This is a genomic window from Solihabitans fulvus (assembly GCF_008386585.1).
GTDB lineage: Bacteria > Actinomycetota > Actinomycetes > Mycobacteriales > Pseudonocardiaceae > Solihabitans > Solihabitans fulvus.
In genome coordinates this window covers 19,759-43,318 of sequence record NZ_VUOB01000093.1, presented here as the reverse complement: position 1 = coordinate 43,318, position 23,560 = coordinate 19,759, and the positions used below count along the sequence as shown (strand labels likewise).

Below are 23,560 nucleotides of genomic sequence, written 5' to 3'. Positions count from 1 at the left end.
GGGGGTGCCTCCGCTCTAGTCTTCGGCGCGGCCGACTAGGTCGACGGCGCGCGCCGCGATCATCAGGCTGGGGGCGAGGGTGTGCCCCCGGGTAATGGTCGGCATCACGCTCGCGTCGCACACCCGAAGCCCTTCGGTGCCCCGAACCCGGAGTTCGGGATCAACCACGGAACCTCCGTCCTCGCCCATCCGGCAGGTGCCCACCGGGTGGTAGAGGGTCTCGGTGTTAGTACGCACGAAGTTCGCCAGACCCTCGTCGTCGTCGGGGAAGCGCGCCAGCTCCGTCCCGTCGCCGAACCAGCTCGCCAGCGGTTCGGTGCCGAGCAGGTCCTTGGCCATGCGGGCGCCCGCGAGGAACGTCCGCAGGTCGCGGCCGTCGGGATCGGTGAGATAGCCGGGGTCGATGCGCGGCCGCGACAGGGGATCGGTGTCCCGCAACGTGACCCGGCCCCGGCTGTCCGGCTGGAGCAGCACGAGACAGAGGCTGAGGGCGTGTCCGATGGACTTGCCGCGCCCGTGGTCGTTGAACGGCACGGGCATCCACAGCAGCTCGACGTCCGGCGCGGGCGCGTCGGGCAGGGCGCGCGCGAACAGCGCGGCCTCGGCGAGGTTGGAGGTCATCGGGCCGCGGTGCTCGCTGAGGTATCGGCGCAGCCCGCCGGACAGCGCGGAGCGGATCAGCGACACGGGGTGCGGGGTCCGCAGCACCAGCCGCACCGCCGCGTGGTCCTGAAGATTGCGGCCGACCTCGGCGGACGGCGCGACCACGGCGATGCCGAGCGCGGCCAGTTCGTCCGGGTCGCCGACGCCGGAGGCCAGCAACAGTCGGGGGCTGGCGACCGCGCCGGCGCTGAGGATCACCTCGCGGTCGGCGTGCACGACGGCCGTGCCGCCGCCCGAGGTGGCGTACTCGACACCGACGGCCCTGGTGCCCTCGAACAGCACCCGCAGCGCCTGCGCGCCCGTGCGCACGACGAGGTTCGGCCGCGGCTCGGCGCGCCGCAGGTAGCCCTCGGCGGCACTCCAGCGCTGCCCCTCGTGCTGGATGACCCTGATCGGCGCGAAACCCTCAGGGGACGCGACGTTGAGCTCGTCGAGCCGCTCGTACCCTGCCTTGCCGCACGCCACGAGGAAGTCCTCGGTGGTCGGGTTCGGGTCGCGCAGGTCCGAGATCCACATCGGGCCCTTCGTGCCGTACGGGCCGGGATCGGCGCTGTCGCGGCGTTCCACCCGGTGGAAGTACGGCCGCACGTCGTCATAGGACCAACCGGGGCAGCCGGCGTCCGCCCACGCGTCGTAGTCGGCGCGGTGCCCCCTGATCCAGATCTGCGCGTTGATCGACGAGGAACCGCCGAGGGTGCGTCCGCTCGGCCAGTACAGCTCCCTGCCGGCGAGGCCCGGCTGGGCGACCGTGCTGGCCGCCCAGTCGTATTCGGTGCCGAACAGGCTCGGGTACGCGGCCGGGATCCTGATCTGGGACGCGCGGTCGGGCGGTCCCGCCTCCAGCAGTTCGACGGTGGCTCGCCCGTCCGCGCTCAGCCCGTCGGCCAGCACGCAGCCGGCCGAGCCACCGCCCACGATCACATAGTCAGGCACAGGCCACTCCCCCAGTCATGAAGTCCCGACCTGTTTGTTACGCGCGGCGGCTACTCCTCCCCGCGCTCGGGCTTTTCGGCGAGTTCGGGCCGGGTGCCCTCGAAGTAGAGGATCGCGCCCGACCGGCTGATTTTCAGGTCGGTGAAGCCCGCGTCCCGCAGCCAGCCGACGAAGGTCGGTCCTGGCACGGTGACGTCGAGGATCCTCCGCTTGACCCACAGGTTGATGAACCGGTCGGACACGGGGTTCGCGCCCCGGATCGCGGAGCTGCCGAGCAGCCGGCCGCCCGGCCGCAGCACGCGGAACATCTCCCTGACGGCGACCTCGGGGTGCGGCATGCAGTGCAGGCCGCTGTAGCTGGCGACGACGTCGAAGGAGTGGTCGTCGAAGGGCATCGCCTCGGCGTCGGCCTCGCGGAACTCCAGGTCGTGCAGGCCGCGCTTGGCGGCCTCGTCGCGGGCGCGGTCGAGCATCAGCTGGGAGATGTCGGCCGCGGTGTACTTCAGCTTCGAGCCGGGCCGCAGCGTGTGGAACAGGATGCCGCCGCCGCTGGGCACGTCGAGCACCGAGGTGCCCTCTGGCAGCCGGCTCAGCGCCGCCATGTGCTGGTACATCTTGCGGTTGTCGGTGCCGAAGACGATCGCGCTGTAGACCAGCGAGACCCCCTTGTTCTTGACGCCCTTGTCCCACATGGCGGCCAAGCGCTTGTTCGACCGCCACTGGTCGGCGACGGTGCCGGTGTTCTCAGCAGATGCCATGGTGTTCCTCTCCTCAGCCGTTGTCCCGGTCGGCCGCCAGGCGCGCGCCCAGCCGTCGGATGACCTCCGCGGCGAGCACGGCGTGCCCACGCATGGAGGCGTGCATCTTGTCCGAGCTGTACGCCCCCGGCTCGCCCGAGACCGGGTGGTTCCACATGTCCACGAGCAGCGCGCCGCGCTCCTCGGAGATCTCCACCACCTGCCGGTTGAGCTGCTCCATCAGCGGGGCGAGCGCGGCGATCTCCGGCACGGCGGCGGTGATGTTCATCAGGGTGAAGGTGATGATCTCCGCACCGCCCGCGCGCAGCGGTTCGATGACGGCGTCGACCTCGACCCGCGTCGGGGCAGGGTCGAACTTCGGCACGAACAGGTCGTTGCCACCGGCCACGTACATGACGAGGTCGGGCTTGAACTCCAGCGCCGGCGCGAGCTGGTTGGCGCGCACCTCGGCGGACTTGAGGTTGCGGACGCCGAGGTTGAGGTACTCGAGGTCGGGTTGCTGCCTGCGCAGCGCGGCGACCACCCGGTCCGCCCACGGCGAGGTCTCATATCCCTCGACGGGCTCGCCGAGTCCCTCGGCGAGGCTGTCGCCGAGCACCGCGACCCGCCGCCACGGCGCTCCGGTCAGCAGGACGTCCGCCTCGGCGTCGGACAGGGTGTACGGGTCGTCGCGCTCGACGGTGAACGGGGCGGTCATTGCGCTCCTCTGGTGGTTGCGGGTGTGCGGTGTTCAGGACAGGGCGGGTTGGGACGCCTCGACGCCGCGCAGCCCGAGGCGCGGCTCGGTGACCAGGTACAGGCCGGCGACAGTGGTCTGCGGCGAGGACGGGTAGGCGCCCATGGCGTCGCGCCCGAACAAGTGGCCGGAGCTGGCCAGCCGCGCGGCCACCACATCGAGCGAATCGTGTTCCTTGATGTCGTGCATGTCCTCGACACCGGTTGCGACGTGCAGGAACGACTCGTACAGGCCGACCAGCTGGTGTTCGCGGCGGGTGAGCTTGTCGGCCTCGAACAGCTGGGCGCCTCGGTCGAAGTCGCGGTAGAGGAAGGAAACCAGGATGACCAGCCGTTCGTACGCCTGCCGATAGGCCCTGCCGTAGAAGGCGAGCGCCTGCTCCTCCTTGTGTTCGCCGCGCAGCACGCTGGACAGGCTCGCGGCGGCCAGCAGGCCGCTGAAGGTGGCCAGGTGCACGCCGGTGGACAGCAGCGGGTCGAGGAAGCAGGCCGAGTCGCCGGCGAGCAGGTAGCCGGGGCCGGCGAACGTCTCGGACATATAGGTGAAGTCCTGGTCCGCTTTGAGGCCGGTGACCCGGTCGCCCGTGGCGAGCAGGTCCTCGCGCAGCTTCGCGTCGGCCAGGCACTGCTCGTAGACGGCCTCCATGCTGCCGAGCTGGTCGCGGTCGGCCTGGAAGACGTTCTTGTTCATCACGAAGCCGACGCTGATCCTGCCGTCGTGCAGGGGGATCAGCCAGAACCAGCCCTTGGCCGTCGAGCGGACGATGATGCCGCCGGCCGGTCCCCGGTCGAACGGCGCGACGCCCTCCCAATAGCCCCAGAAGGCGATGTTCTTGTAGACGTCGTGGAACTTCCGGTTCTTGAGGTACTTGGTCGACAGCACCCCGGCCCGGCCGGTGGCGTCGACGAGGTGGTCGAACTCGATGGTGCCGCGCGCGCCGTCGCCGTCGGTGGACGCCCACTGGGCCCGCACCGCCCGGTCGCCGTCGAACTCGACGCCGCGCAGCGCGACACCCTCGTGCACCTGGGCGCCCTGTTCGGCCGCGTGGTCGAGCAGCAGCTTGTCGAACTCGGAGCGGATCACCTGGAAGCCGTAGTCGTTGCCGCCCTCCAGGTGGTCGAACGAGAGCTGCCAGTTCTCCGGCCCCCACTCGAAGTGCGCGCCGTCCTTGCGGACGAACCCGTGCCGCTCGACCTTCTCCCGCGCCCCCAACAGGTCGATGATGTGCAGGCAGGACGGCAGCAGCGACTCGCCGATGTGGTAGCGGGGGAACCGCTCGCTCTCGATCAGCGTGACCTCGAAGCCTTCTTTCGCGAGCAGCCCGGCGGCCGTCGCCCCGGCGGGACCGCCGCCGGCGACCAGGATCTTGGTGGCATCGCGCATGGTTGCTCCTCGCTTGGTCGTCACAACGTCCGTCCACTCTGGACTTCCGGCAGGGCGGCGAGCGTGCCGACGTAACCCTCCGGCATGGGCAGCTCGACGAGCTCGACGCCGTCGACGTCGGCCGCGAGCCCGCGCAGGCCTGCCCCGGTCGCCTTCGCGATGGCCTCGCGACGGGTCCAGATCCGGTACCAGGCCAGGGTTGCCTCCGCCGAGGCCAGGTCGTGTTCGGCGAGGGCGGCGCGGTCGGCCGAGGAGAAGTACCGTGCGGCCAGGCTCGCGGCGCGCGGCTGCGGCACCGCCCGCTCGATGTCCACGCCGATCCGCGCGCCTCGGGCGACCGCGACGGCGACGAGCGAGCCGGCGCGGGACAGGTTGACGTCCCAGCCCGGCGCGTTGACCAGGTACGGCCGGCCGTTCCCGTCCTTCGCGAGCTTCGGCGGGCCCAGCCCGATGGGATAGTCGGCGAGCACCCGGCGAAGCGCGGCGCGCCCCGCCGTGAACTCGGCCCTGGCCCGCTCGTCGGTGACACCGGCCAGTTCGGCGAGGTCCTCGGTGGCGAGCTGATCTTCCGTCGACCTGGACGGCGCGAGCCAGAGGTCTACTGCGCCGCCGGCCAACCGGTAGCTGCCGACCGCAGCGAGGGCCGGTCCGCGCCGGGCCAGCGTGGTCACGGTCGCGTCCCGAGGACGTCGGCCAGCCGCGCGGACACCTCGGCGGGGCCGACGCCGAAGTGCGTGGTGAGCGCGCTGATCCAGCGTTCAAGGCCGAACGCGACGCAGCCGGAGAACGCAGGTTCGCCGCCGACCGTGCGGATGTCGCAGCGTTCGCCGAAGAAGTTTCGATGGAAGTTGACCGAACCGATGGCCAGTCCCTCTCCGAAGACGAACTCCTCCTTGACCGGGAACAGCTGCGCCATCAGGGATCGGCCGCCGCTCGAGTCGAAGAACGGGTCGGACGCCGCCGCCACCGTGATCGGCAGCTCGATCTCCGCGAGGAACTCGGTGACGCGCTTCTTCAGCTCCGCCAACCGGTTCAGCACGGCGTCGCGCTCGCCGACGACGACGACCTCGCGCATCGAGAAGCCGAGCAGGCGGCGCAGGCCGTCGAAGTGGTCCTCCCGCCGGAAGCAGTTGGCCACGGTCGTCACCGTGTGCACCTCGTCGATGACCGAGCCAGCGAGGTTCAGGTAGACGCTGTAGCAGGCGGCCGAGGGCAGCAGGTAACCGGCGTCCTGGAGGTCGTCGGCCGGGATCGCCGAGGTCGGCTCCGACTTCGCGCTGTACCGCTTCGCGGCCTCGGGCAGCAGGCCGGTCGCCGCGGTGCCCAGGTGCGGGAAGTTGTTCAGGTAGTCGATCCGGTCGAGGTCGGCGACGGCGAGCAGCGGGGCGTACAGCATGGGCAGCGCGCCGCGCGCGGTCCCCCAGCCCGCGAAGGTGCCGTCCAGCGCGGCGCGCAGGCCGACGGCGTCGGGCCCGAGGGTCGCGAGACCGTTGCGGACGGCGACCTCGGCGGCGCCGCCCGTCTCGTCAGTTCTCGTCGGTTGCTGCATCGAAGAACCTCGCCTTGATGCTCTTGACCGTCCGGAAATCCTCGGGTGTCACGTCTTCGAGGGCGATCTCGCGGCCGGTCTGCTCCTCCAGGACGTAGAGGAAGTTGACGAACCCGAGCGAGTCCAGGATGCGGTTCTCGATCAGGTCCAGGTCGTGGTCGATGGTCGTCAGGTCCGGCCGCTTCTGAAGCAGGTACGCGACGATCATGTCGATGCCGGACTTTGATGTGGTCATGATGCCGGGATGCTTTCGTCGGTGAAGATGCCCTTGCTCACCAGGAAACCCACGGTGCGCTTGAGGATCTGGCTCTCGAGTTCGACGCGGGCCGGGTCGGCCAGCACCGCGCGGCGGAACGCGTACGGGTCGGGCAGGCCGGCGTCGCGGTAGACGGCCGGGTTGCACAGCGAGTCGAGCGAAGTGCGCAGGTACCGCTTGAGGTAGCCCTCCAGGCGCAGCAGGTCCGCCGCGGTGCTGGTGTCGCGCAGCCGTTCGTGCAGCAGCGCCACGATCTGCCGCCCGAACGCGATGTGCCGCGACTCGTCCTGGTGGTGGATCGCGTTGACCTGGCGGATGGTGGGGTGCAGCCGTTCGTCGACGCCCATCCGCTTGTTGAAGAAGTCGACGATCTCCTCGAAGATCAGCAGGCGGGAGAACACCAGGAAGTTCGCCGCGTCGCCCTCTTCGCCGTCGGCGAGCGTCATGCCCTTGTCCGGGTAGATCTTCCCGCCGTACTTCAGGCAGAACGTGGCGAAGAACCACATGTGCTCGTTCTCTTCGCCAATGATGTGGTGGAAGTACTCCGAGGTGTCCTCGAAACCCTTGGTGTAGATGCGGGAGATCACCTCGGTCAGCAGTTCGCGGATGCCGTGCACGTTGAGGCTGTAGAAGTTGACGCTCTCCCACTTGCTGATCGCCCACAGCTGCTGCTCGGTCAGCTCGTCGGCCGCGCGCACGCCGTGCGTGGACATCAGCTCAGGGCTCATCCAGTACTGCTCCTGCGGCAGCGAGTCCGGCCACTGGAACAGCTGGTAGGGGTTGTAGTAGTCGTCCTCGGACATGGCGACGAGCCGGTCGAGGACCTGGCGAAGGCGTTCACTCGCCTCAACGTGTGTTGCCGTCAACGGTGGGCCTCCTTGGCGTGCTCGGTTGACGCGGCGGCCTGCGCCGCGAGGCGTTGCCGGCCGGAGCGGACGACGACCTTCTTCTTCGGGACGCGCGACACTCCGCCGCAGGTGTGCTGGGCCAACGGATTGTCGGCGGAGTGCTCGCTCGGCAGCAGGCGGTTGACGCGCGAGCCGAGGCAGACGGCGCGGAAGTCCGGGTGCGGGTCGACGGCGTGGTCGGACAGCATGGCGAAAATCGGGTCGACGACCTTCAGCTGCCCGTCCTCGTCGACGACTTCTAGCCACGCGTGGGCGAGGTCGAGCATGCCGAGGATCCAACCGCGCCTGGTGCGTGCCTGGAAGCCGGCAGCCGCGCACCGCTCCGCCAGCCGCAGGCTGACCGAGATGCAGGGCGCGACCCCGTGCGGCAGCACGAGATCCGGCCGGGCCTGGAGTTCCTCGGGCATCCGCGCCCATCGCCAGTCGCCGGTCATGAACTCGTCGACGATCTCCCGCAACGCGGGCGCGCGCAGCTGCCTGCGTTCCCCGCGCGTCTCCAGGTCGACGGTGAGGCCGAACGCCGGGGAGCCCTGCGCCGTCACATCTTCCCGGCCGATGGTCGCGCCGGCCGGGTCGGTGCGCAGCTCGATGGTCCTGCCCCCGAACGCCTCCGGGGTCGGGCGGGCCATCGACCAGGTCGGCGCGTCGCCGCAGCCGTGCTGCTCCGGGCAGGCCAGCTCGATGCCGACCTGCCACGCCATGGGGTTGAGCCACGTCTCCGGGGCCTTTCCCATCCATCGCAGGGCGAACTGGATGGCGCGCTCGGGCACCGAGGAGTTCGACCCGGAGTAGAGCGCGAGGTTGAACAGGTCGTAGCGGTCGAACCGCTCCGCGCCGGGCTCGCCGGAACACGGCAGGCCGTCGCGGATCAGCGCGTCGAGCACGGCAGGCCCGCAGCGCAGCATGTCCAGCGCGCCGACCCGGTCGACGTTCTCGTCGCGATAGCCGGCCGGGATGACGAACAGCCGGGCCAGCGCGGCGAGCCAGCCGGCCAGCGCGGGTTCCGCGCGCAGCGACTCGACGGACATCGTTGCCTCCCCCCAAGTTCCTCGGTGTCGAGGTCGTTACGCGGCGGCCGTCGCGAGGCGCACCAGTTCCTCGACGTCGCCGACGGTCACGATGTCGATCGCCTGCTCCTCGTCGATGGGTTGGAGCTCGAACTCCTGCTCCAGCACCATCGCCAGCTCGACGATGCCGACCGAGTCGTAGCCGAGGTCGTCGGTGACCCGGTCGGTCGACCTCGCCTCGCGCTCGCCGAGCGGGCACATCTCGCCGATGATCTCCCTGACCCGGCGGCCCACCTTGTCGTCCTCTGTCACGGCTAATCCCTCTCGGCTTCGAGTTTTGCCTTGGCCCGTGCGGTGATTCCCTCGGCGCGGCGCACCGGGTGCTCGACGCCCCACCGCTCCTGGTAGGAGTCGAGGGCGGCGGACCGCGCGTCCGCCCAGACGCGTTCCGCCCGGTCGCGCAGGTCGCGCAGGTCGATCAGGCTCAGCTGGCGGATCATCCGGTCGCGGGCGAGTTCCCACTGCGTCTCGATCTGCGCCGCGCGCTGGAGCAGCGCGGGCCGCAGCGAGGGCGCGGCGGTCTTCCGCTGCGGCCCAACCAACACCTCGACGGCGAGCGCGACGGCGCTGAGGTAAGCGTCGGCGATCAGCTCGCGGTGCCCGTCGCGCACCCCGGCGCGGGCGGCGAGCAGCCCGAACGCGACGTGCCGCGACTCGTCCCTCGTGACGTTCGCGAGGCCCTCGTCCAGCGCCGCGAGCCCCAGCCGCTTCGCGAGCTGCCGGGTGGTGCGCAACGCCGTGGTGGCAAGGATTCCCTCGGTGACGAGGTGGTAGTGCGCGAGCGCGGTGAACCACTGGTCGAGGTCGCCGCCGCCGGTGCGCACGGCCTCGGTGGTCCTGCGCAGCTCGGGCTCGAAGACGGTGGCGTAGTCGGTGGCCTCCGCCAGTGCCTGTCCCTCGGCCGAGCCGTCGCCAATGCCGACGACCTCGCCGAGGTAGCTCTGGAAGAACCGCACGTGCCGCGCCTCGTCGGCGAGCTGGGTGCACAGGTAGAGCTGGTAGTCCGGGTTTGGCGCGTGGTCGACCAGCGAACTCAGCGTCTGCGTCACGCAGACCTCGCCGACCTCCAGCTCCGCCAACGCGTTGAGCAGTTCCTGGCGCGAGAACGGGCGCAACGCCCGCCAGGTGTCCAGGTCGCGGGCGACGCGCACGTCCGCGACGCTCCACGGCTGGCGTTCCCACCTGGAGTACAGGTCGAGCGGGGTGGGCAGCCTGGTCGCCCGCTCGTCGGCCGTGGCCGGGATGTCGCCGATCGCGTCCAGGTCGTCGGCGGTCGTCGCCGTCGCTGTCGTCATGCGTGCCTCCCGAAGTCCAGCGCCTCGGCGAAGGCCGCCAGGGCTTGGGTACTGCCCTCGACGCGCACCGATGGCTCGGCGAGGATCGCGTCGAGGGCGACGGTGCGGTGGATGAGCTGCTGCCACTGCCGGAACGGGCCGTGGAAGCGCGCGTCGGACTCGGCCGGCGCGCCCTGTGTCGCGTCCAGGCCGTCCGGCCCCGCGACGATGGTCCACTCAGCCGGCCGCGCGTCCGGCACGTCGACCGCGATCCGCAGCTCGCCGGGCAGCCGCCCGGTGTCCAGGACGGTCCGCAGGCCGCCGTTCATCTGCCAGTGCAGGAACAGCGAGGGGTCGCTGCGTTCCCAGTCCAGCTGGCCGAGGCTTTGCCGCTTGGCCATCAGCTTGAGCCACACGGTCTTCGGCACTCGCAGCATCAGACACCGTGCGGTGAAACAGGGTGTGGCGCTGTCCGCTGTACTGTCCCCCGTGCTGGCCACCGTGCTCGCTTCGATGCGGAGCACCACGCGGCGCTTGCCGGTCTCCTCCACCCAGGCGCGCACCGACAGCGGTTCGCCGAGCAGCACCGGGGCCGAGTAGGTGATCTCCACCCGCCTGGTCATCAGCGGCTCGCCCGCGTACTCGGCGCCGACCAGCGCGGCCACCTCGTCGACCAGCGCGGCGAGGTACCCGCCGTGCGCGAGTCCCGGCCCGCCCTCGGCGTGCGCGGGCGGCGTGTGCTCGAAGCGGGCCTCGTCGCCGTGCCACCGCACGGCCAGGCGCAGCCCGCCGTGGTTGGCCTGGCCGCAACCGAAGCAGTGCGGGTGGTGTCCGAGCAGCCCGCCGGTCTCGGCGCTCACAGCACCCTCGATCCGGCCAGCGCGCCGGGATCGGTGGCCAGCACCAGTTCACCGCCGAACTCGCCGTCGGCGATCTGCCGCCACATCACCCTGCGCCGTGGTTTTCCGCTCGAGGTGCGCAGGATGCTGCCGCGCTGGCCGCGGAACACCAGCACGCACACCGAGTCCGAGGTGAGGCTGCGCAGCAGCGCGACCACACCGTCGACCCAGTCGGTCGTCTTCTCCTCGACGATGACCGCGGCGACGTCGATGCCGTTGACCGAGCCGAACACGCCGGCGCAGCGGCCGGCGTCGATGCCGGGCAGCCTGGCGAGTTCCGCTTCCAGGTCCTCCGCGTGCACGGCGCGGCCGCGCACCTTCATGCTGTCGCCGATGCGGCCGAGCACGAACAGCTCGCCGTCCATGGTGAACCCGGCGTCGCCGGTCGGCCGCCCCGCCGGGGAGAAGTCGAGCGTGTCGCCCTCGTCGGTGCGGTAGCCCTGCGCCACGGAGGTGCCCTCGACGACGATCTCGCCGAGGTGCCCTTCCGGCAGCGCGGCGTCGTCCTCGTCCACGATCCGCACGCCGATGCCGTGCATGGGCCGGCCGCAGCTGGTGAGCCAGCCAGCGCCCTCGGGTCGGTCGACACCGAGGCGGCCCGAGTCGGCGACCGTGACCGGCGCGCCGTCCCGCAGCGAGTCCGACGCGAGCTTCACAATGCGCGCTCCCGTCGCCGGGGCGATTCCGGTGACGGCGAGCGTCGACTCGGCGAGGCCGTAGGCGGGCAGGAACGAGGTGTTGGTGAAGCCGTGCGGTTCGACCAGGGCGGCGAAGTCCGCCGCCGCGGTGGGATCGACGCGCTCGGCGCCGAGGATGGCGACCCGCCACGCGGAGAAGTCCATTCCCGCGAGGTCTTCGGGTTTCACGCGCCTTGCCGCATACGCATAGCCGAAACTGGGCGCCGTGGTGCCGGTGACTCCTTGTCGCCCAAGGACTTCGAGCCAGCGCAGCGGCGCGCGGAGAAACTGCTCCGGCCGCATCAGCCACAGCTCGGTGCTCGCCATCATCGGCGAGAGCATCGCCCCGACCAGGCCCATGTCGTGATAGAGCGGCAGCCACGACACGAACGAGTCGGAGGCGCTCCAGTCGAGCCAGCGGTGAATCGCCTCGACATTGTTGAACAGGTTCTCCCTGGAGACCCGCACGCCCTTGGGGTGGCCGCTGGATCCCGAGGTGAACTGGAGCAGCGCGAGGTCGGCGAGCGGCCGGCCGGCGGCATCGTCCGGCGCGGGCGCCTCGTCCCAGTTGAGCTGCGCGATCACGGCGTCACTGCCAGTGGTCTTGGCCGCACGCTGGGCGACCTCGAAGAGGGCTGCGTCGGACAGCACGACGGCGGGGGTGGCCGCGCGCAGCACGCGGGCCACGTGGTCGGGGAACTGCGCGCCGCCGCGCAGGCCCATCGGCGTGGCGATCGGCGACGGCGTGCCGCCGGCCAGAAGTGTGCCCATAAAGGCAGCCACAAAGTCGCGCGGTTGGGCAAGAATCAGCGAAACAATGCCACCCCTGGGCAGGCCGAGTTCGCGCAGCAGCGCGGAAACTCGCAGCGAGTCCCGTACCACGTCGACGTAGGAGCGATATTCCCACCGACCGGTCTGGTCAGCGAAGTGAATTCCCTTGGCCGGCTTTGGATCTTCCACCCAGGCACGCAACAGCACAGCCTTGACCTCTTCCCCCCAAGCGACATGATCAACAGCTGGCTACTGACCAGTACTGCGATCAAGTGCCGCAATGGTAGGCAGCGGAAATCTGAACTGTCAATGCGAACCTCGGGTGTGCGCGGGCGGTTACGTAAATTGCCCATGCGGCCCAGTCTGCTAGCGCATTCGGCCTAGTGAATTTGTCCGTATAGCAATTTGATCAGCGCGCTGACCAGCGATTATATCGCGACTGTGGGCACTACGGACACAAGCCGCGCATCCCTCGTTAGTTACCCAAGCTTCATATTTCAAGATCCGGTGCGCGCACATAGGATGTTTACCTCGTTGATCACGGTCAAACGACCCTGATCGATCAACACCGACAAACCGGCCATTCGGCGGTATGCGCACCCGATCTCGGTCAACCGGTAACCCGCTGTTGGTCGACAGTTCCACCGGTCTGTGGTGTCGTCTTCTCGCGTCACGCGGACTACCCGAACATGGAGCGAGTGGTACATGAGCAGACGAAGAGTGCTGTCGCTGGCCGTCGCGTTAGGCCTGACGGCGAGCCTTGCCGGACTCACCTCGGCGGTGGCGACGGCAAGCCCGAACAAGACAAAGGCAACGAATGCCCAGGCCGGCTGCAATCTGGACAACGCCGAGAACGGCATCAAGCACGTCGTCTACCTGACGTTCGACAACGTCCACTTCAGTCGTGACAACCCCAACGTGCCCTCCGACCTTGAGCAGATGCCGCACCTGCTCAACTTCATCAAGGAGAACGGCACGCTCGACAACAACCACCACACGCCGCTGATCGCGCACACCGGCGGCGACATCATCTCGACGCTGACCGGCACGTACGGCGACCGCAACGGCATGCCGGTGTCGAACTCGTTCCGCTACTTCAACCCCAACGGGACCAGCAGCCAGGCGATCTCCTTCGCCTACTGGACCGACGGCCTGTTCGATCCGGCCAACCCGACCCCGACGGACACCAGGCCGACCATGGTGACGCCGCAGGGCAAGGTCGCGCCGGCACCGTGGGTGCCGTTCACCCGCGCCGGCTGCGACTTCGGCGCGGTGGGCACCGCCAACACGGTGCTGGAGAACACCGGCCCCGACGTGCCCAAGGTCTTCGGCGCGAACTCGCCCGAGGTGGCCGAGGCCAAGGCCGACCCCGGGCTCGCCAGCACCGACTTCGTCGGCATCGGCGTGCACTGCGCCAAGGACTCCACGCACTGCAAGGCCGGGCACGCGCAGCCCGACCTGCTGCCCGACGAGCCGGGCGGCTACCAGAACTTCCCGGGGCTGTTCGGCGCCAAGTACGTCAACCCGGTGATCTCCCCCGCCGGCCCCGTCACCGCGGTCGACGGCAAGACCCCGATCACCGATGACAAGGGCCGGCCCGGCTTCCCCGGCTTCGACGGCATGTCCGCCGCGAACACGTTGGGGTACATGGCGAGCATGCAGGAGGCCGGCATCCCGGTCACCTACGGCTACATCTCCGACGCGCACGACCGGCACCCGACCGGCGGCGCGTACGGCCCCGGTGAGGCCGGCTATGTCAAGGCGCTCAAGGACTACGACGACGCGTTCGCCTCGTTCTTCCAGCGGTTGACCCACGACGGCATCAACGCCGACAACACCGCGTTCGTGATCACCTCCGACGAGAACGACCACTTCGTCGGCGGCGCGCCGAGCCCGGCCAACTGCGACGGCGTGCACACCCCGTGCACCTACCAGCAGCTCGGCGAGATCAACGCGAACGCACGCGGGCTGCTCTCCACCCAGCAGAACGTCACGACGCCGTTCCAGGTGCACGCCGACTCGGCGCCGAACTTCTACCTCGACGGCAATCCCGCACCCGGCGCGCAGGTGACTCGCGACTTCGAGCACGCGGTCTCGAAGCTCACGGCGGTCAACCCCATCACGGGCAAGACCGACAAGATCCAGTCGTACGTGGCCGATCCCACCGAGATGAAGCTGCTGCACATGGTCACCGGTGACCCGGCGCGCACGCCGACGTTCACCACGTTCGCCGACCCCAACTACTACGTGTTCGCCGGCCAGCCCAACTGCGGCCAGCCGTGTGTCGCGCTCGGCCCCGGTTTCGCCTGGAACCACGGGGACTTCGCGCCCGACATCAACCGCACCTGGCTGGGTCTGGTGGCACCGGGTGTGCGCAACCTCGGCGTGACGGACAAGGTGTGGTCCGACCACACCGACATCCGGCCGACGCTGCTCGCCCTACTCGGATTGCGGGACAGCTACACCGGCGACGGCCGGGCGCTGTTCGAGCTGGTCGAGTCCGAGGCGCTGCCGGACGCGCTCAACGACCACCGGCGCTCGCTCACGCAGTTGGCCGCGACCTTCAAGCAGCTCAACGCCTGCGTCGGCGAGTTCGGCTCGACGACGCTGGCCGCATCGACGAAGGCGCTGGAGTCCGAGACTCCCGGCGACAAGCAGTACACCGACACCATGAAGAAGCTGACGGATCTCGGCACGAAGCGCGACGCGCTGGTGGCCAGGATCCAGCCGGTCCTCGACCGTGCCGTGACCGACTACGACGCGGAGTTCACCGAGCGGCAGATCAGCAAGCTGAACCGCGAAGGGCAGGACCTACTCAAGCAGGCCAAGCACGTCTGACGCCGAACGAGGATCGGCCGGGCTCGTCCAGAGCCCGGCCGATCCGACGCATCGCGCGCGTGGCGCCGGATCGCGCTACTCCGCCTGCCGCTTCGACAGCTCGGCGGCGCGGTCAAGGAACTTCGTGCCGAACTCGGTGACGTCCTCGGCGGTCCAGTCCAGCGCCGGAGCGTTCACGCGCACCTCGGCGACCGCCCAGCCGGGCGGCCCCGCGTCCTGCCAACCGGACACGAACCACGTGCCGGTCTCCTCGGCGAGTTCGAGCACCGTGTCGCCGAGAACCTTGGCCGGATGCGGCAGCCACAGCTGGAAGTCGTGCGTGTGCGGGACTTCCGGATGCACGCGCACGCCGGGCAGCGCCGCCAGCGCGGCGGCGACCGTGCGCGCGTGCCAGGCCAGCTCCGGCACGCGGGGCAGCTCGTTCTCCAGCCCGGCGAGCGCCATCAGCGCGGCAGGCCACTGCTGGAACACCAGGCCCCCGTGCCGATGCCGCCACGCCCTGGCGTACGAGGCGAGTTCGCCGGTGCCGGCGAGCGCGGCGCCGCTGAGCCCGCCGAGGGTCTTGTAGAACGACACGTAGACGCTGTCGGCGAGGCCGGCGATCTCGCTCAGCGAGTGCTCGAGGTATGGCGTGGAGTCCCAGATCCTGGCGCCGTCGAGGTGCAGCCGTGCCCCGATGTCCCTGCTCGCCTTCGCCACGGCGACCAGCTCGTCCCAGGTCGGCAGGACGAAACCCGCGTCCCGCAGCGGCAGCTCGATGACGACCGAGCTGACCGGCTCGCCGATGGCGGCGATCTCCTCGGCGGTGGGGTTGCGCAGGGCCGTCGTCGGCCAGACGCTGCGCAGCCCGCTCAGGTCCGCGTAGGCGCGCAGCTCGTGCTGTTCCTGGTGGCCCAACGGGTGCAGGGCGACGGTGGGGTTGCCCGAGCGCTCCGCGCCGTAGCGCAGCGCGACCTGCTGGGCCATCGTGCCGGTCGGGAAGAACACCGCGGCCTCGGTGCCGAGCAGCTCCGCGACGCGCTCCTCGAGGACGGCGACCGGGCCGTCGCCGTAGAAGTCCGGCAGGCCGTCGAGTTCGGCCCGCTCCGCGAGCACCGCCAGCTGTTCCCGCATGGTGGGGAGCCTGCTGCCGGACAGCATGCGCTCACTGGTCCGCATCGCGGCGACGCGCCGCTGCCTGGTGTTCTCGACCATGGCGGGATCGTGTCACGAGCCCGGCGTCGCCGCGACGCGATTACCGACGGTCGAACGCACCGGCCTTGGCACCGCCGATGAACGCGCGCCACGCCACCGAGCCGAAGGCGAACGCGGGACCACGACGGTTCTTCGAGTCCCGCACCCCTACCGCATCCTCCGCGATCCGACACTCGACACACTGGTCGTTGCCGCCGCCGCTGTAGCTGCTCTTGAACCAGCCGATCTCACGATTGCCCACGGGTCAGTTCCTCCAGCCTGGCTGCCAAGATTTTCTTGGTCTGCCTTGGACTGTAGGCGATTTCCCTGATCTTGTTGAGAGCCCGAGTGAGTCGCTCGGTGTCATGTGCCTTGTCGAAGTAGGCCGAAGGGCCGTAGGCGACCGGCAGAAAGCCGACCGGCCGTAGCAGGTCACCGAAGTGGAACACGGTGATGCCACCGTACTGCGCCGGATTGTCGGGTGCGGCGCACGGAACGATTCGAACGGTCACGTTCTTCCGCTCGTCGACGAGCCGCAGCAGGTGGGCCAACTGGGCTCGCATAACGCCGGGACCGCCGACCTCAGTAAGGAGGGCGTCGTCGGTGAAGAACAGGTCGACCGTCTTGGGCTTGTCGGCTTCCAGCACCGCTCGCTGGCGTTCGAGCCGGAATTCCGCCTTGTTGGCCCGCTCGGTCTCGTCCGTGTCCCACCAGATGCCGTCGGAGATGTCCATCAGGGCGTGCACGTACTCGGGCGCCTGGACCAGATACGGAAAGATTCCCTTGTCGTAGGACCAGACCTCGCTGGCCAGCGCCTCCAACAGCGCTATGCGACGCCACGAGCCCGGCGCGAGGTCGAGGTAGGGCGCGCCGGTCGCGCGTTTCCGCGTGTCCAGGCCGAGCGTCATGATCTCCTTGCGCTGCACCCGCTTGACGCCGAGGAAGTCGAGCAGCGCGGCCAGTTCCTCGGCGCTGAGGGTGGACTTCCCGTCCAGCACCTTGACCAGCCGAGCGCGGTCCTTGCCGACCACAGCGGCGCACTCGTCCAGCGACTTCCCCGCGTCGGCGCGCAACTGTTTCAGCGCCTCGCCGAGGAACACCCTCGGCAGGGTGGGCACGGCCTCAACCACGCGACAACCTCCTCGGCCTCGGGTTCACCCAATCGAGAGTGTGTCGAACGAACCCTGTGTCCCTGATTCTGCGGAACACTGGGTCAGGAGAACACAGGGTTCCCATCAAGTCGAACGCGCTGTTCACGGCCGCCGATCCTAGGGCGACGCGCGCCGATGATCGGCAGACACTCCGTGACGAGAGGAAAGATCATGCCTCTGTACAGCCTTTCCGGCATCTCCGTGTCGTCCTGGATCGAGATGAAGCAGCAGGTGCCCGCGCGCTACGAGGTCGACCACCTCAACGAATGCGCGACCCTGTTCTTCGGCACCCACGACGACTACACGCTCGACCTCCAGCGCGAGAACCTCCGCCAGATCATCGACCTCGCCACCAAGGCGCTGTCCGAGCTGGACACGCACATCCCGGAGGAGGACGAATCCGACCAGTAGTCGGAATCGCCCGCCCGCCGCAGGCGGTTCGCAGCGGGACATCATCGGCTTTCGCGAACTTCGCCCGCACGCCGTGGCCCGCTGGCTACGATTGTCGATCATGTCGCGACCAGGCAATGACGAGGGCCAGGAGACGAAGTCTCACTTACCTGGCGAACCCCAGCCGTTGAAGCACGTGCCCTCGGTCCGCACCGACCGGTCGGACCTGGTGGCACCAGATCGGCGGGGCGGGCCGTCGACACAGGTGGCACTGCCGCCGGGCACCGCCGTCACACCCGCCCCGATGCCCCGCTGGGTGCGGCCCATGTTCGCGGTGCTGGCGGTGGTCATCGTGCTGCTGGTGATCACCCTGGTCGTCGTCCTGACCACCGGGACCACCGTGGCCGTCCGACCGGAGCCGACCGGATCGAGCGCAGGCACGTCGACCGCGCCCACCAGCAGCTCGGCCGGCGCGCCGACCACCTCGGCGACGCGTCCGCCGACAACGTCCAGCGGGGGCGCCACGTCCGGGCCGACGAGCGCGCCGTCGACGGCGGGCTCCGCGCAGCCCGGCGGCACGTCGATCGCCTGGCAGGGACTCCTGCGGGTCAACGAGGACGGCGTCAACTTCGACACGATCCCGCCGTCGCCCGCCAATCACGACGGGGTGTACATCAAGCACACCGACTGGACTCTCTACGGCGGCCCCGGCGTCCTGTTCGCGTACCTGAGCGGTGACGGCTCCAAGCAGGAGTGCACCGACCTGCTGAAGCGCAAAGGAAGGGCCTTCACCGAGGACGGGAACGACCTCGGCCAGGCGCACTGCTTCCAGACGCCGGGCGGCCGCATCGGTCGCCTCACGAACGTCGACAGCACGACGAGCACCAGGGAGGGCTACCAGCTCGAAGCCCTGATCTGGAACTAGAACCAGGGCAGCGTCGGGGCGGACGACGTCCGCCCCGACGCTGACGAATGGTCAGGAACCCAGCGCGGAGCGAACGTTCGCGGCCCACTGCCACGGCGCCGAAGTGCCGCCGGGCAGGGAGTTGAAGTACTCCCAGCCGTCCACACCGCCGAAGCCCGGGTACTTCGCGACGAGCTTCTTGATGGTGGACTTCAGCGTGGTCATGCTGACGTACCCGCTGCCGCAGTTGGCCGGGTTGGTCAGCGTGCCGGCGACGACCTTGCTCGCGGGCACGACGCCGTGCGACATGATCCGGTCGTAGCTGCTGGTGTTGGCCAGGCTGCCCCAGCCGCAGTACAGCTGCGCGTTGAACCAGGAGATCTCGCTGCCCTTGTCGCGGTACAGCCGGTCATAGTCCACTCCGGACAGTCCGCCGCCGCCGCTGAGCTCGGTCGCGACCGGGGCGAGCGTGACGATGAAGCCCGCGCCGAAGTCCGCCCGCAGCGCGCCGATCACCCGCTCCAGCCCGGCCAGCGACATGGACTCCTCGACGTCCAGGTCGACGCCGCTGAGGCCGTAGGTCCGCACGAGATCGCGCAGCAGCGGGTAGTAGGTGGCGAAGTCGGTGTCCAGCCGCTGGAAGCTGCCCTGCGCGGCCCCGCCGACCATCGCCAGCACGTGCACGCCCTGCTTCTGCATGGCGTGCAGGTCGGTCCACATCTGCGTGTACTTGGCCGCGGTCGGCGGATCGTCGTTGAGGTGCACGACGCTGTTGGCGTCCAGGTGCACCGCGCCGACGATGACGTCCGTCGTGCCGGTCTTGTGCGAGGTGAGACCCAACGGCGACACGTACTGGCCGTTGTTGTACTGCGTCTGGTAGTAGAGAATGACCCGTTTACCCGTGGCGGCATTCGCGTTTGCCCCACCCAGCAAGGAAAACAGGACGACGAGGACCGCGCCGAGCGCGATACTTAATCTTCTCATGCCTCGATGTTAGGGACGCGATTCGATTCGCGGCAATACCGGCACCAAGGTCTGACCGATTCTGTCATATTACGACGAACAGCGAAGGAACGCGATCGCACTCGTGAGTTCGGCCGGTGTTTCGGCCGAACTCACGAGTGACCGGGATCGAGTTCGGGGCTAGAGGACTGAGGAGACCTCGGCGGCCCACTGCCACGGCGCGGAGGTGCCGCCCGGCAGCGAGTTGAAATACTCCCAGCCGTCCACACCGGCGAAGTCCGGGTAGCTCTGCACGAGCTGGCCCAGCGTCGACTTCAGCGTGTTCAGGTCCACGTAGCCGCTGCCGCAGTTGGCCGGGTTGGTCAGCGTGCCGGCGACGACCTTGCTCGCGGGGACCACGCCGTGGCTGATGATCGCGTCGTAGTCGGCGGTCGAGTTCAGGCTGCCCCAGCCGCAGTACAGCTGGGCGTTGAACCAGGAGATCTCGTCGCCCTTGTCCCGGTAGAGCGCGTCGTAGTCGATGCCGGACAGGCCGCCGCCGCCGCTGAGTTCGGTGGCGACCGGCGCGAGCGTGACGATGAAGCCCGAGCCGAAGTCCGCCCGCAGCGCGTCGATCACCCGCTCCAGCCCGGTCAGCGACATGGACTCCTCGACGTCCAGGTCGACGCCGTCGAGCCCGTAGGTCCGCACGAGATCGCGCAGCAGCGGGTAGTAGGTGGCGAAGTCGGTGTCCAGCCGCTGGAAGCTGCCCTGCGCCGCGCCGCCGACCATCGCGGAGACGCGCACGCCCTGCTGCTGCATGGCGTGCAGGTCGGTCCACATCTGCGTGTACCTGGCCGAGTCCGGTGGATCGTCGTTCAGGTGCACCACGCTGTTCGAGTCGAGGTGCACGGCCCCGACGACCACGTCGGTGGTGCCGGTCTGATGCGAGGTCAGGTCCAACGGCGACACGTACTGCCCGTTGTCGTACTGGGTCTGGTAGTAGAGAATCACGTGCCTGCCGGTGGCCGCGTGCGCGGCGGCGCCACCGAATAGCGAGAACAGGGAAACGAGAATCGCGCCGAGCGCGACACCGAGTTTTCTCATACCGCGATGCTAGGTACGTGATTTGCGTCACGACAATATTCTTCTGCCAAGCTGGCCGATATTGTCATTTCACCATTAATACGCGCCAGAAGGCGACCGCGGCCGAATTCCTCGGCCGCGGTCGCCGCCCCTGGCGTGCCGAGGTCAGCGCCTCGACAGGCGCAGCGTCAGCACCTCGAACGGGCGCAGCCGCACGGTCAGCGCGTCCCCGGCCACGTCGTGGTCCTCGGTCGCGTCGAACCGGCGCTCCAGCAGGTCCGTCGACCAGGCCGCCGCGACCGGGAAGCCCAGCGCCAGCCGCGCCGTCGCCCGGCCGCCGTGCGCCTCGTACAGCCGCACCACCACGTCGCCGGACCGATCCTCGGCGAGCTTCACGGCCTCGACCACCACCGCCGGGTTGTCGGTGCCGACCAGCGGCGCGACGGTGTTGCCGCCGGTGACGGTCCGCTCCGGCAGGTTGACCCGGTAGCCCTCGCGCACCGCGTCGGCCACGGCCGCGCCGACGACCAGCGTGTGCCGGAAGTTGTGCACGCCGTGATCAGTGTCCGGGTCGGGGAATCTCGGCGCGCGCAGCAGCGACGCCCGCACGGTCGTGGTCGTGCCGCCGCCGTCGCGGGCCGCGCGGGTCACGTCGTGGCCGTAGGTGGAGTCGTTGGCCAGCGCGACGCCGTAGTCGGGCTCGCCGAGGTGGATCCAGCGGTGCGCGCAGATCTCGAACTTGGCCGCGTCCCAGCTGGTGTTGCCGTGCGTCGGCCGGAACACGTGCCCGAACTGGGTCTCCGACGCGGACCGGTCGGTGTGCAGGTCCAGCGGGAAGGCCAGCTTGAGGAATTTCTCCGTCTCGTGCCAGTCGACCTCGGTGTCGATGTCCAGCCTGCGCTGCCCGGCGGCCAGCGTCAGCGTCTGGGTGACCCTGGACGAGGAGAACTCGCGCACCACCCTGATCGAGACCCGCTCGGCCTCCTCGGTGACGACGGCGACCTCCGTCGCCTCGGTCAGGTCGGTGACGGTGTTGCGGTAGAAGGAGTCCACGTCCCAGGCGTCCCACATGTTCGGGAAGTCCGGGTGCAGTTGCAGCAGGTTCGCCACCTGCCCCGGCGCGACCACCTCGCGGCCGGCCGCCACGTCGAACGCGGAGGTGACCAGGCCGCGCGAGTCGACCGCGACCCGCAGGATTCCGTTGTCCAGCAGGAAACCGCCGTCACCGACCGCCTCGACGGTGACCCCGGCCCCGTCGAACGTGGGACGCGGGGCCGCGCCGGCCGCCGGCACGCCGTCGCGGTCGTGCGGCGCGGCGTTGAACACCATCGGCCGGGTGCCCTCGCCGGCCAGTGCGCGCTGCGCGGCCTCGGTGACTTCGGCCAGCTCGCCCGCGACCTCGGCGTAGGTGCGCTCGGCCTCGCGGTGCACCCAGGCGATCGACGAGCCGGGCAGGATGTCGTGGAACTGGTTGAGCAGCACTGATTTCCAGATCCGGTCCAGCTGCTCGTAGGGGTAGGCCGCGCCGAGCCGGACGGCGGCGGTCGCCGCCCACAGCTCGGCCTCGCGCAGCAGGTGCTCGCTGCGCCGGTTGCCCTGCTTGGTCTTGGCCTGGCTGGTGTAGGTGCCCCGGTGGAACTCCAGGTACAGCTCGCCGACCCAGACCGGCGCGTCCGGGTACTCGTCGTGCGCCGCCTGGAAGAAGTCGGCCGGCGGCTGGATCGTCACGCGCGGCGATCCCTCCACATCGGACAGTCGCGCCGCCTTCGCCAGCATCTCGCGGGTGGGACCGCCGCCGCCGTCGCCCCAGCCGAACGGGACGAGCGACCAGTCGGCGCGGCCCTTCTCGTTGAAGTTGCTCGACGCGTGCGCCAGCTCCTTGCCGGACAGCTCGGAGTTGTAGGTGTCGGCCGGCGGGAAGTGGGTGAACACCCTGGTCCCGTCGTTGCCCTCCCACCAGAACGTGTGGTGCGGGAACTTGTTGGTCTGGTTCCAGGAGATCTTCTGGGTGAGGAACCACTTCGACCCGGACAGCGCGACCAGCTGCGGCAGCGCGCCGGTGTAGCCGAAGGAGTCGGGCAGCCACACCTCCTGCGTGTCCAGCCCGAACTCCTCAAGGAAGAACCGCTTGCCGTGCACGAACTGCCGCGCCAGCGCCTCGCCGCCGGGCATGTTGGTGTCCGACTCGACCCACATGCCGCCGACCGGGACGAACTGGCCCGCCTCGATCTTCTCCTTGACCCTGGCGAAGACCTTCGGGTGGTGCTCCTTGATCCAGGCGAGCTGCTGCGCCTGGGACATCGCGAACACGAACTCGGGGTGGTCGTCCATCAGCGCGGTGACGTTGGAGGTGGTCCGCGCGACCTTGCGGACGGTCTCGCGCAGCGGCCACAGCCACGCGGAGTCGATGTGCGCGTGGCCGACGGCGGAGACCCGGTGCGCGCTGCTGTGCGCCGGCTTGGCGAGCGCGTCGGCGAGCTCGGCCCGTGCGGCCTTCGCGGTGGCCGGCACGTCATGCAGGTCGAGCGCGTCGAGAGAGCGTTCCAGGGCGCGCAGGATCTCCCACCGCCTCGGGCTGTCGGTGCCCAGCTCGTGCATGAGCTGGCTGAGCACCTCCATGTCCTGCACCAGGTTCCAGACCTCGGCGTCGAACACGGCGAGGTCGACGCGCTCGATCCGGTAGAGCGGGTCGGGGCCCGAGGTGGTCCTGTCGCCCAGCGTCGTCGGCAGGAAGGGGTGGTAGTCGAGCAGGACGGGATTCGCGGCGGCCTCCAGGTACAGCAGGACGTCCTCGCCGCCGGCGACCGGTTCGCCGATCCGCACCCAGGTGTTGCGCGGGTTGAGGCCCTTCACCGGCGAGCCGTCCGGCCGGTAGACCAGGCCCTCGCACTGGAAGCCGGGCATCTTCTCGTCGAAGCCGAGGTCGATCAGCAGTTCGACGGTGCGGCCTACCCAGTCGCCCGGCACCTGACCGGCGATGCGGAACCAGCTGGTGCCCCACGCCGGTCCCCAGCGGTCGCCGACGACGGCCGGCGCGTACTCCGCGGCCAGCCCCTCCTCCGCCGGCACCGGCTCGCCCGGCGCGTGCCAGACGGCGATCTCCGCCGGCACCGACACGGGGTACACCGCCGGCCTGATCCGCTCCTTCAGCGCCCGGTCGACGCGTCCCTCGACCAACCGTCGATCGTCATGCATGGTCTCT

22 protein-coding genes are annotated in these 23,560 nt (G+C 69.6%); 3 read left to right on the top strand and 19 right to left on the bottom strand.

Features of this window, described 5'->3' with window-relative positions; all coding sequences use genetic code 11:
- Positions 1-15 precede the first annotated feature (15 nt).
- From F0L68_RS39105 to F0L68_RS39050, 13 genes are read right to left on the bottom strand one after another with little or no spacing between them, the layout of a single operon-like run.
- On the bottom strand, positions 16-1,596 hold the full coding sequence (locus tag F0L68_RS39105; protein ID WP_149854971.1) for a GMC family oxidoreductase: 1,581 nt from the start codon (positions 1,594-1,596) through the stop codon (positions 16-18).
- Between the two features lie 50 nt (positions 1,597-1,646).
- A complete protein-coding gene (locus F0L68_RS39100; RefSeq protein ID WP_149854970.1) occupies positions 1,647-2,354 on the bottom strand; it encodes a class I SAM-dependent methyltransferase in 708 nt (235 codons plus the stop codon).
- Positions 2,355-2,367: 13 nt separating this feature from the next.
- On the bottom strand, positions 2,368-3,051 hold the full coding sequence (locus F0L68_RS39095; RefSeq protein ID WP_149854969.1) for an SGNH/GDSL hydrolase family protein: 684 nt from the start codon (positions 3,049-3,051) through the stop codon (positions 2,368-2,370).
- Positions 3,052-3,084: 33 nt separating this feature from the next.
- The gene (locus F0L68_RS39090) at positions 3,085-4,473 is read right to left on the bottom strand and encodes an NAD(P)/FAD-dependent oxidoreductase (RefSeq protein WP_149854968.1); all 1,389 of its coding nucleotides are present in this window, start codon (positions 4,471-4,473) and stop codon (positions 3,085-3,087) included.
- Positions 4,474-4,493: 20 nt separating this feature from the next.
- Complete coding sequence (locus tag F0L68_RS39085) at positions 4,494-5,144, bottom strand: 4'-phosphopantetheinyl transferase family protein (protein ID WP_188317077.1); 651 nt, start codon at positions 5,142-5,144, stop codon at positions 4,494-4,496.
- Positions 5,141-6,022, bottom strand: a complete 882-nt coding sequence (locus tag F0L68_RS39080) for a class-II aminoacyl-tRNA synthetase family protein (RefSeq protein ID WP_149854966.1) — start codon at positions 6,020-6,022, stop codon at positions 5,141-5,143. Before F0L68_RS39080 ends, F0L68_RS39085 begins: the two co-directional genes overlap by 4 nt.
- Positions 6,000-6,257, bottom strand: coding sequence for a hypothetical protein (locus F0L68_RS39075; RefSeq protein WP_223199545.1), 258 nt, complete (start codon positions 6,255-6,257; stop codon positions 6,000-6,002). Before F0L68_RS39075 ends, F0L68_RS39080 begins: the two co-directional genes overlap by 23 nt.
- Positions 6,254-7,144, bottom strand: coding sequence for a diiron oxygenase (locus tag F0L68_RS39070; RefSeq protein WP_223199544.1), 891 nt, complete (start codon positions 7,142-7,144; stop codon positions 6,254-6,256). The genes F0L68_RS39075 and F0L68_RS39070 overlap by 4 nt, the downstream gene beginning before the upstream one ends.
- Complete coding sequence (locus F0L68_RS43980) at positions 7,141-8,214, bottom strand: hypothetical protein (protein WP_223199543.1); 1,074 nt, start codon at positions 8,212-8,214, stop codon at positions 7,141-7,143. Before F0L68_RS43980 ends, F0L68_RS39070 begins: the two co-directional genes overlap by 4 nt.
- Before the next feature lie 36 nt (positions 8,215-8,250).
- Positions 8,251-8,505 carry a phosphopantetheine-binding protein gene (locus F0L68_RS39065; protein ID WP_149854964.1) on the bottom strand — a complete coding sequence of 85 codons (255 nt, stop codon included), beginning with the start codon at positions 8,503-8,505 and terminating at the stop codon, positions 8,251-8,253.
- A 2-nt stretch (positions 8,506-8,507) separates the two neighbouring features.
- The gene (locus tag F0L68_RS39060; RefSeq protein ID WP_149854963.1) at positions 8,508-9,548 is read right to left on the bottom strand and encodes a ribonucleotide-diphosphate reductase subunit beta; all 1,041 of its coding nucleotides are present in this window, start codon (positions 9,546-9,548) and stop codon (positions 8,508-8,510) included.
- Positions 9,545-10,387 carry a PaaI family thioesterase gene (locus F0L68_RS39055; RefSeq protein ID WP_188317076.1) on the bottom strand — a complete coding sequence of 281 codons (843 nt, stop codon included), beginning with the start codon at positions 10,385-10,387 and terminating at the stop codon, positions 9,545-9,547. Before F0L68_RS39055 ends, F0L68_RS39060 begins: the two co-directional genes overlap by 4 nt.
- Positions 10,384-12,063: an AMP-binding protein gene (locus tag F0L68_RS39050; RefSeq protein ID WP_188317075.1), complete on the bottom strand. Its 1,680-nt coding sequence runs from the start codon at positions 12,061-12,063 to the stop codon at positions 10,384-10,386. The genes F0L68_RS39055 and F0L68_RS39050 overlap by 4 nt, the downstream gene beginning before the upstream one ends.
- Before the next feature lie 516 nt (positions 12,064-12,579).
- Here F0L68_RS39050 and F0L68_RS39045 point away from each other — a divergent pair.
- Positions 12,580-14,712, top strand: a complete 2,133-nt coding sequence (locus F0L68_RS39045) for an alkaline phosphatase family protein (protein ID WP_149854960.1) — start codon at positions 12,580-12,582, stop codon at positions 14,710-14,712.
- Positions 14,713-14,787: 75 nt separating this feature from the next.
- Here the strand turns inward: F0L68_RS39045 and F0L68_RS39040 are convergent, their stop codons facing one another.
- Genes F0L68_RS39040 through F0L68_RS39030 form a run of 3 tightly spaced genes read right to left on the bottom strand, consistent with a single transcriptional unit; the run spans position 14,788 to position 17,015 of the window.
- On the bottom strand, positions 14,788-15,906 hold the full coding sequence (locus tag F0L68_RS39040; protein ID WP_149854959.1) for a threonine aldolase family protein: 1,119 nt from the start codon (positions 15,904-15,906) through the stop codon (positions 14,788-14,790).
- A 40-nt stretch (positions 15,907-15,946) separates the two neighbouring features.
- Entirely contained in the window at positions 15,947-16,147 is a 201-nt protein-coding gene (locus F0L68_RS39035) for a DUF397 domain-containing protein (protein WP_149854958.1), read from the bottom strand.
- Positions 16,134-17,015: a helix-turn-helix domain-containing protein gene (locus tag F0L68_RS39030; RefSeq protein ID WP_149854957.1), complete on the bottom strand. Its 882-nt coding sequence runs from the start codon at positions 17,013-17,015 to the stop codon at positions 16,134-16,136. Before F0L68_RS39030 ends, F0L68_RS39035 begins: the two co-directional genes overlap by 14 nt.
- A gap of 192 nt (positions 17,016-17,207) precedes the next feature.
- Here F0L68_RS39030 and F0L68_RS39025 point away from each other — a divergent pair, with 192 nt between their 5' ends.
- Together F0L68_RS39025 and F0L68_RS39020 are read left to right on the top strand one after the other, a co-directional pair.
- On the top strand, positions 17,208-17,447 hold the full coding sequence (locus F0L68_RS39025; RefSeq protein WP_149854956.1) for a hypothetical protein: 240 nt from the start codon (positions 17,208-17,210) through the stop codon (positions 17,445-17,447).
- A gap of 100 nt (positions 17,448-17,547) precedes the next feature.
- A complete protein-coding gene (locus F0L68_RS39020) occupies positions 17,548-18,351 on the top strand; it encodes a hypothetical protein (RefSeq protein WP_149854955.1) in 804 nt (267 codons plus the stop codon).
- Between the two features lie 51 nt (positions 18,352-18,402).
- Here F0L68_RS39020 and F0L68_RS39015 read toward each other — a convergent pair whose 3' ends face one another.
- From F0L68_RS39015 to F0L68_RS39005, 3 genes are all read right to left on the bottom strand, one after another.
- On the bottom strand, positions 18,403-19,314 hold the full coding sequence (locus F0L68_RS39015; protein WP_149854954.1) for a glycosyl hydrolase family 18 protein: 912 nt from the start codon (positions 19,312-19,314) through the stop codon (positions 18,403-18,405).
- 159 nt (positions 19,315-19,473) lie between these two features.
- Entirely contained in the window at positions 19,474-20,379 is a 906-nt protein-coding gene (locus F0L68_RS39010) for a glycosyl hydrolase family 18 protein (protein ID WP_149854953.1), read from the bottom strand.
- A 144-nt stretch (positions 20,380-20,523) separates the two neighbouring features.
- On the bottom strand, positions 20,524-23,553 hold the full coding sequence (locus F0L68_RS39005; protein WP_149854952.1) for an alpha-mannosidase: 3,030 nt from the start codon (positions 23,551-23,553) through the stop codon (positions 20,524-20,526).
- Positions 23,554-23,560: the final 7 nt, after the last annotated feature.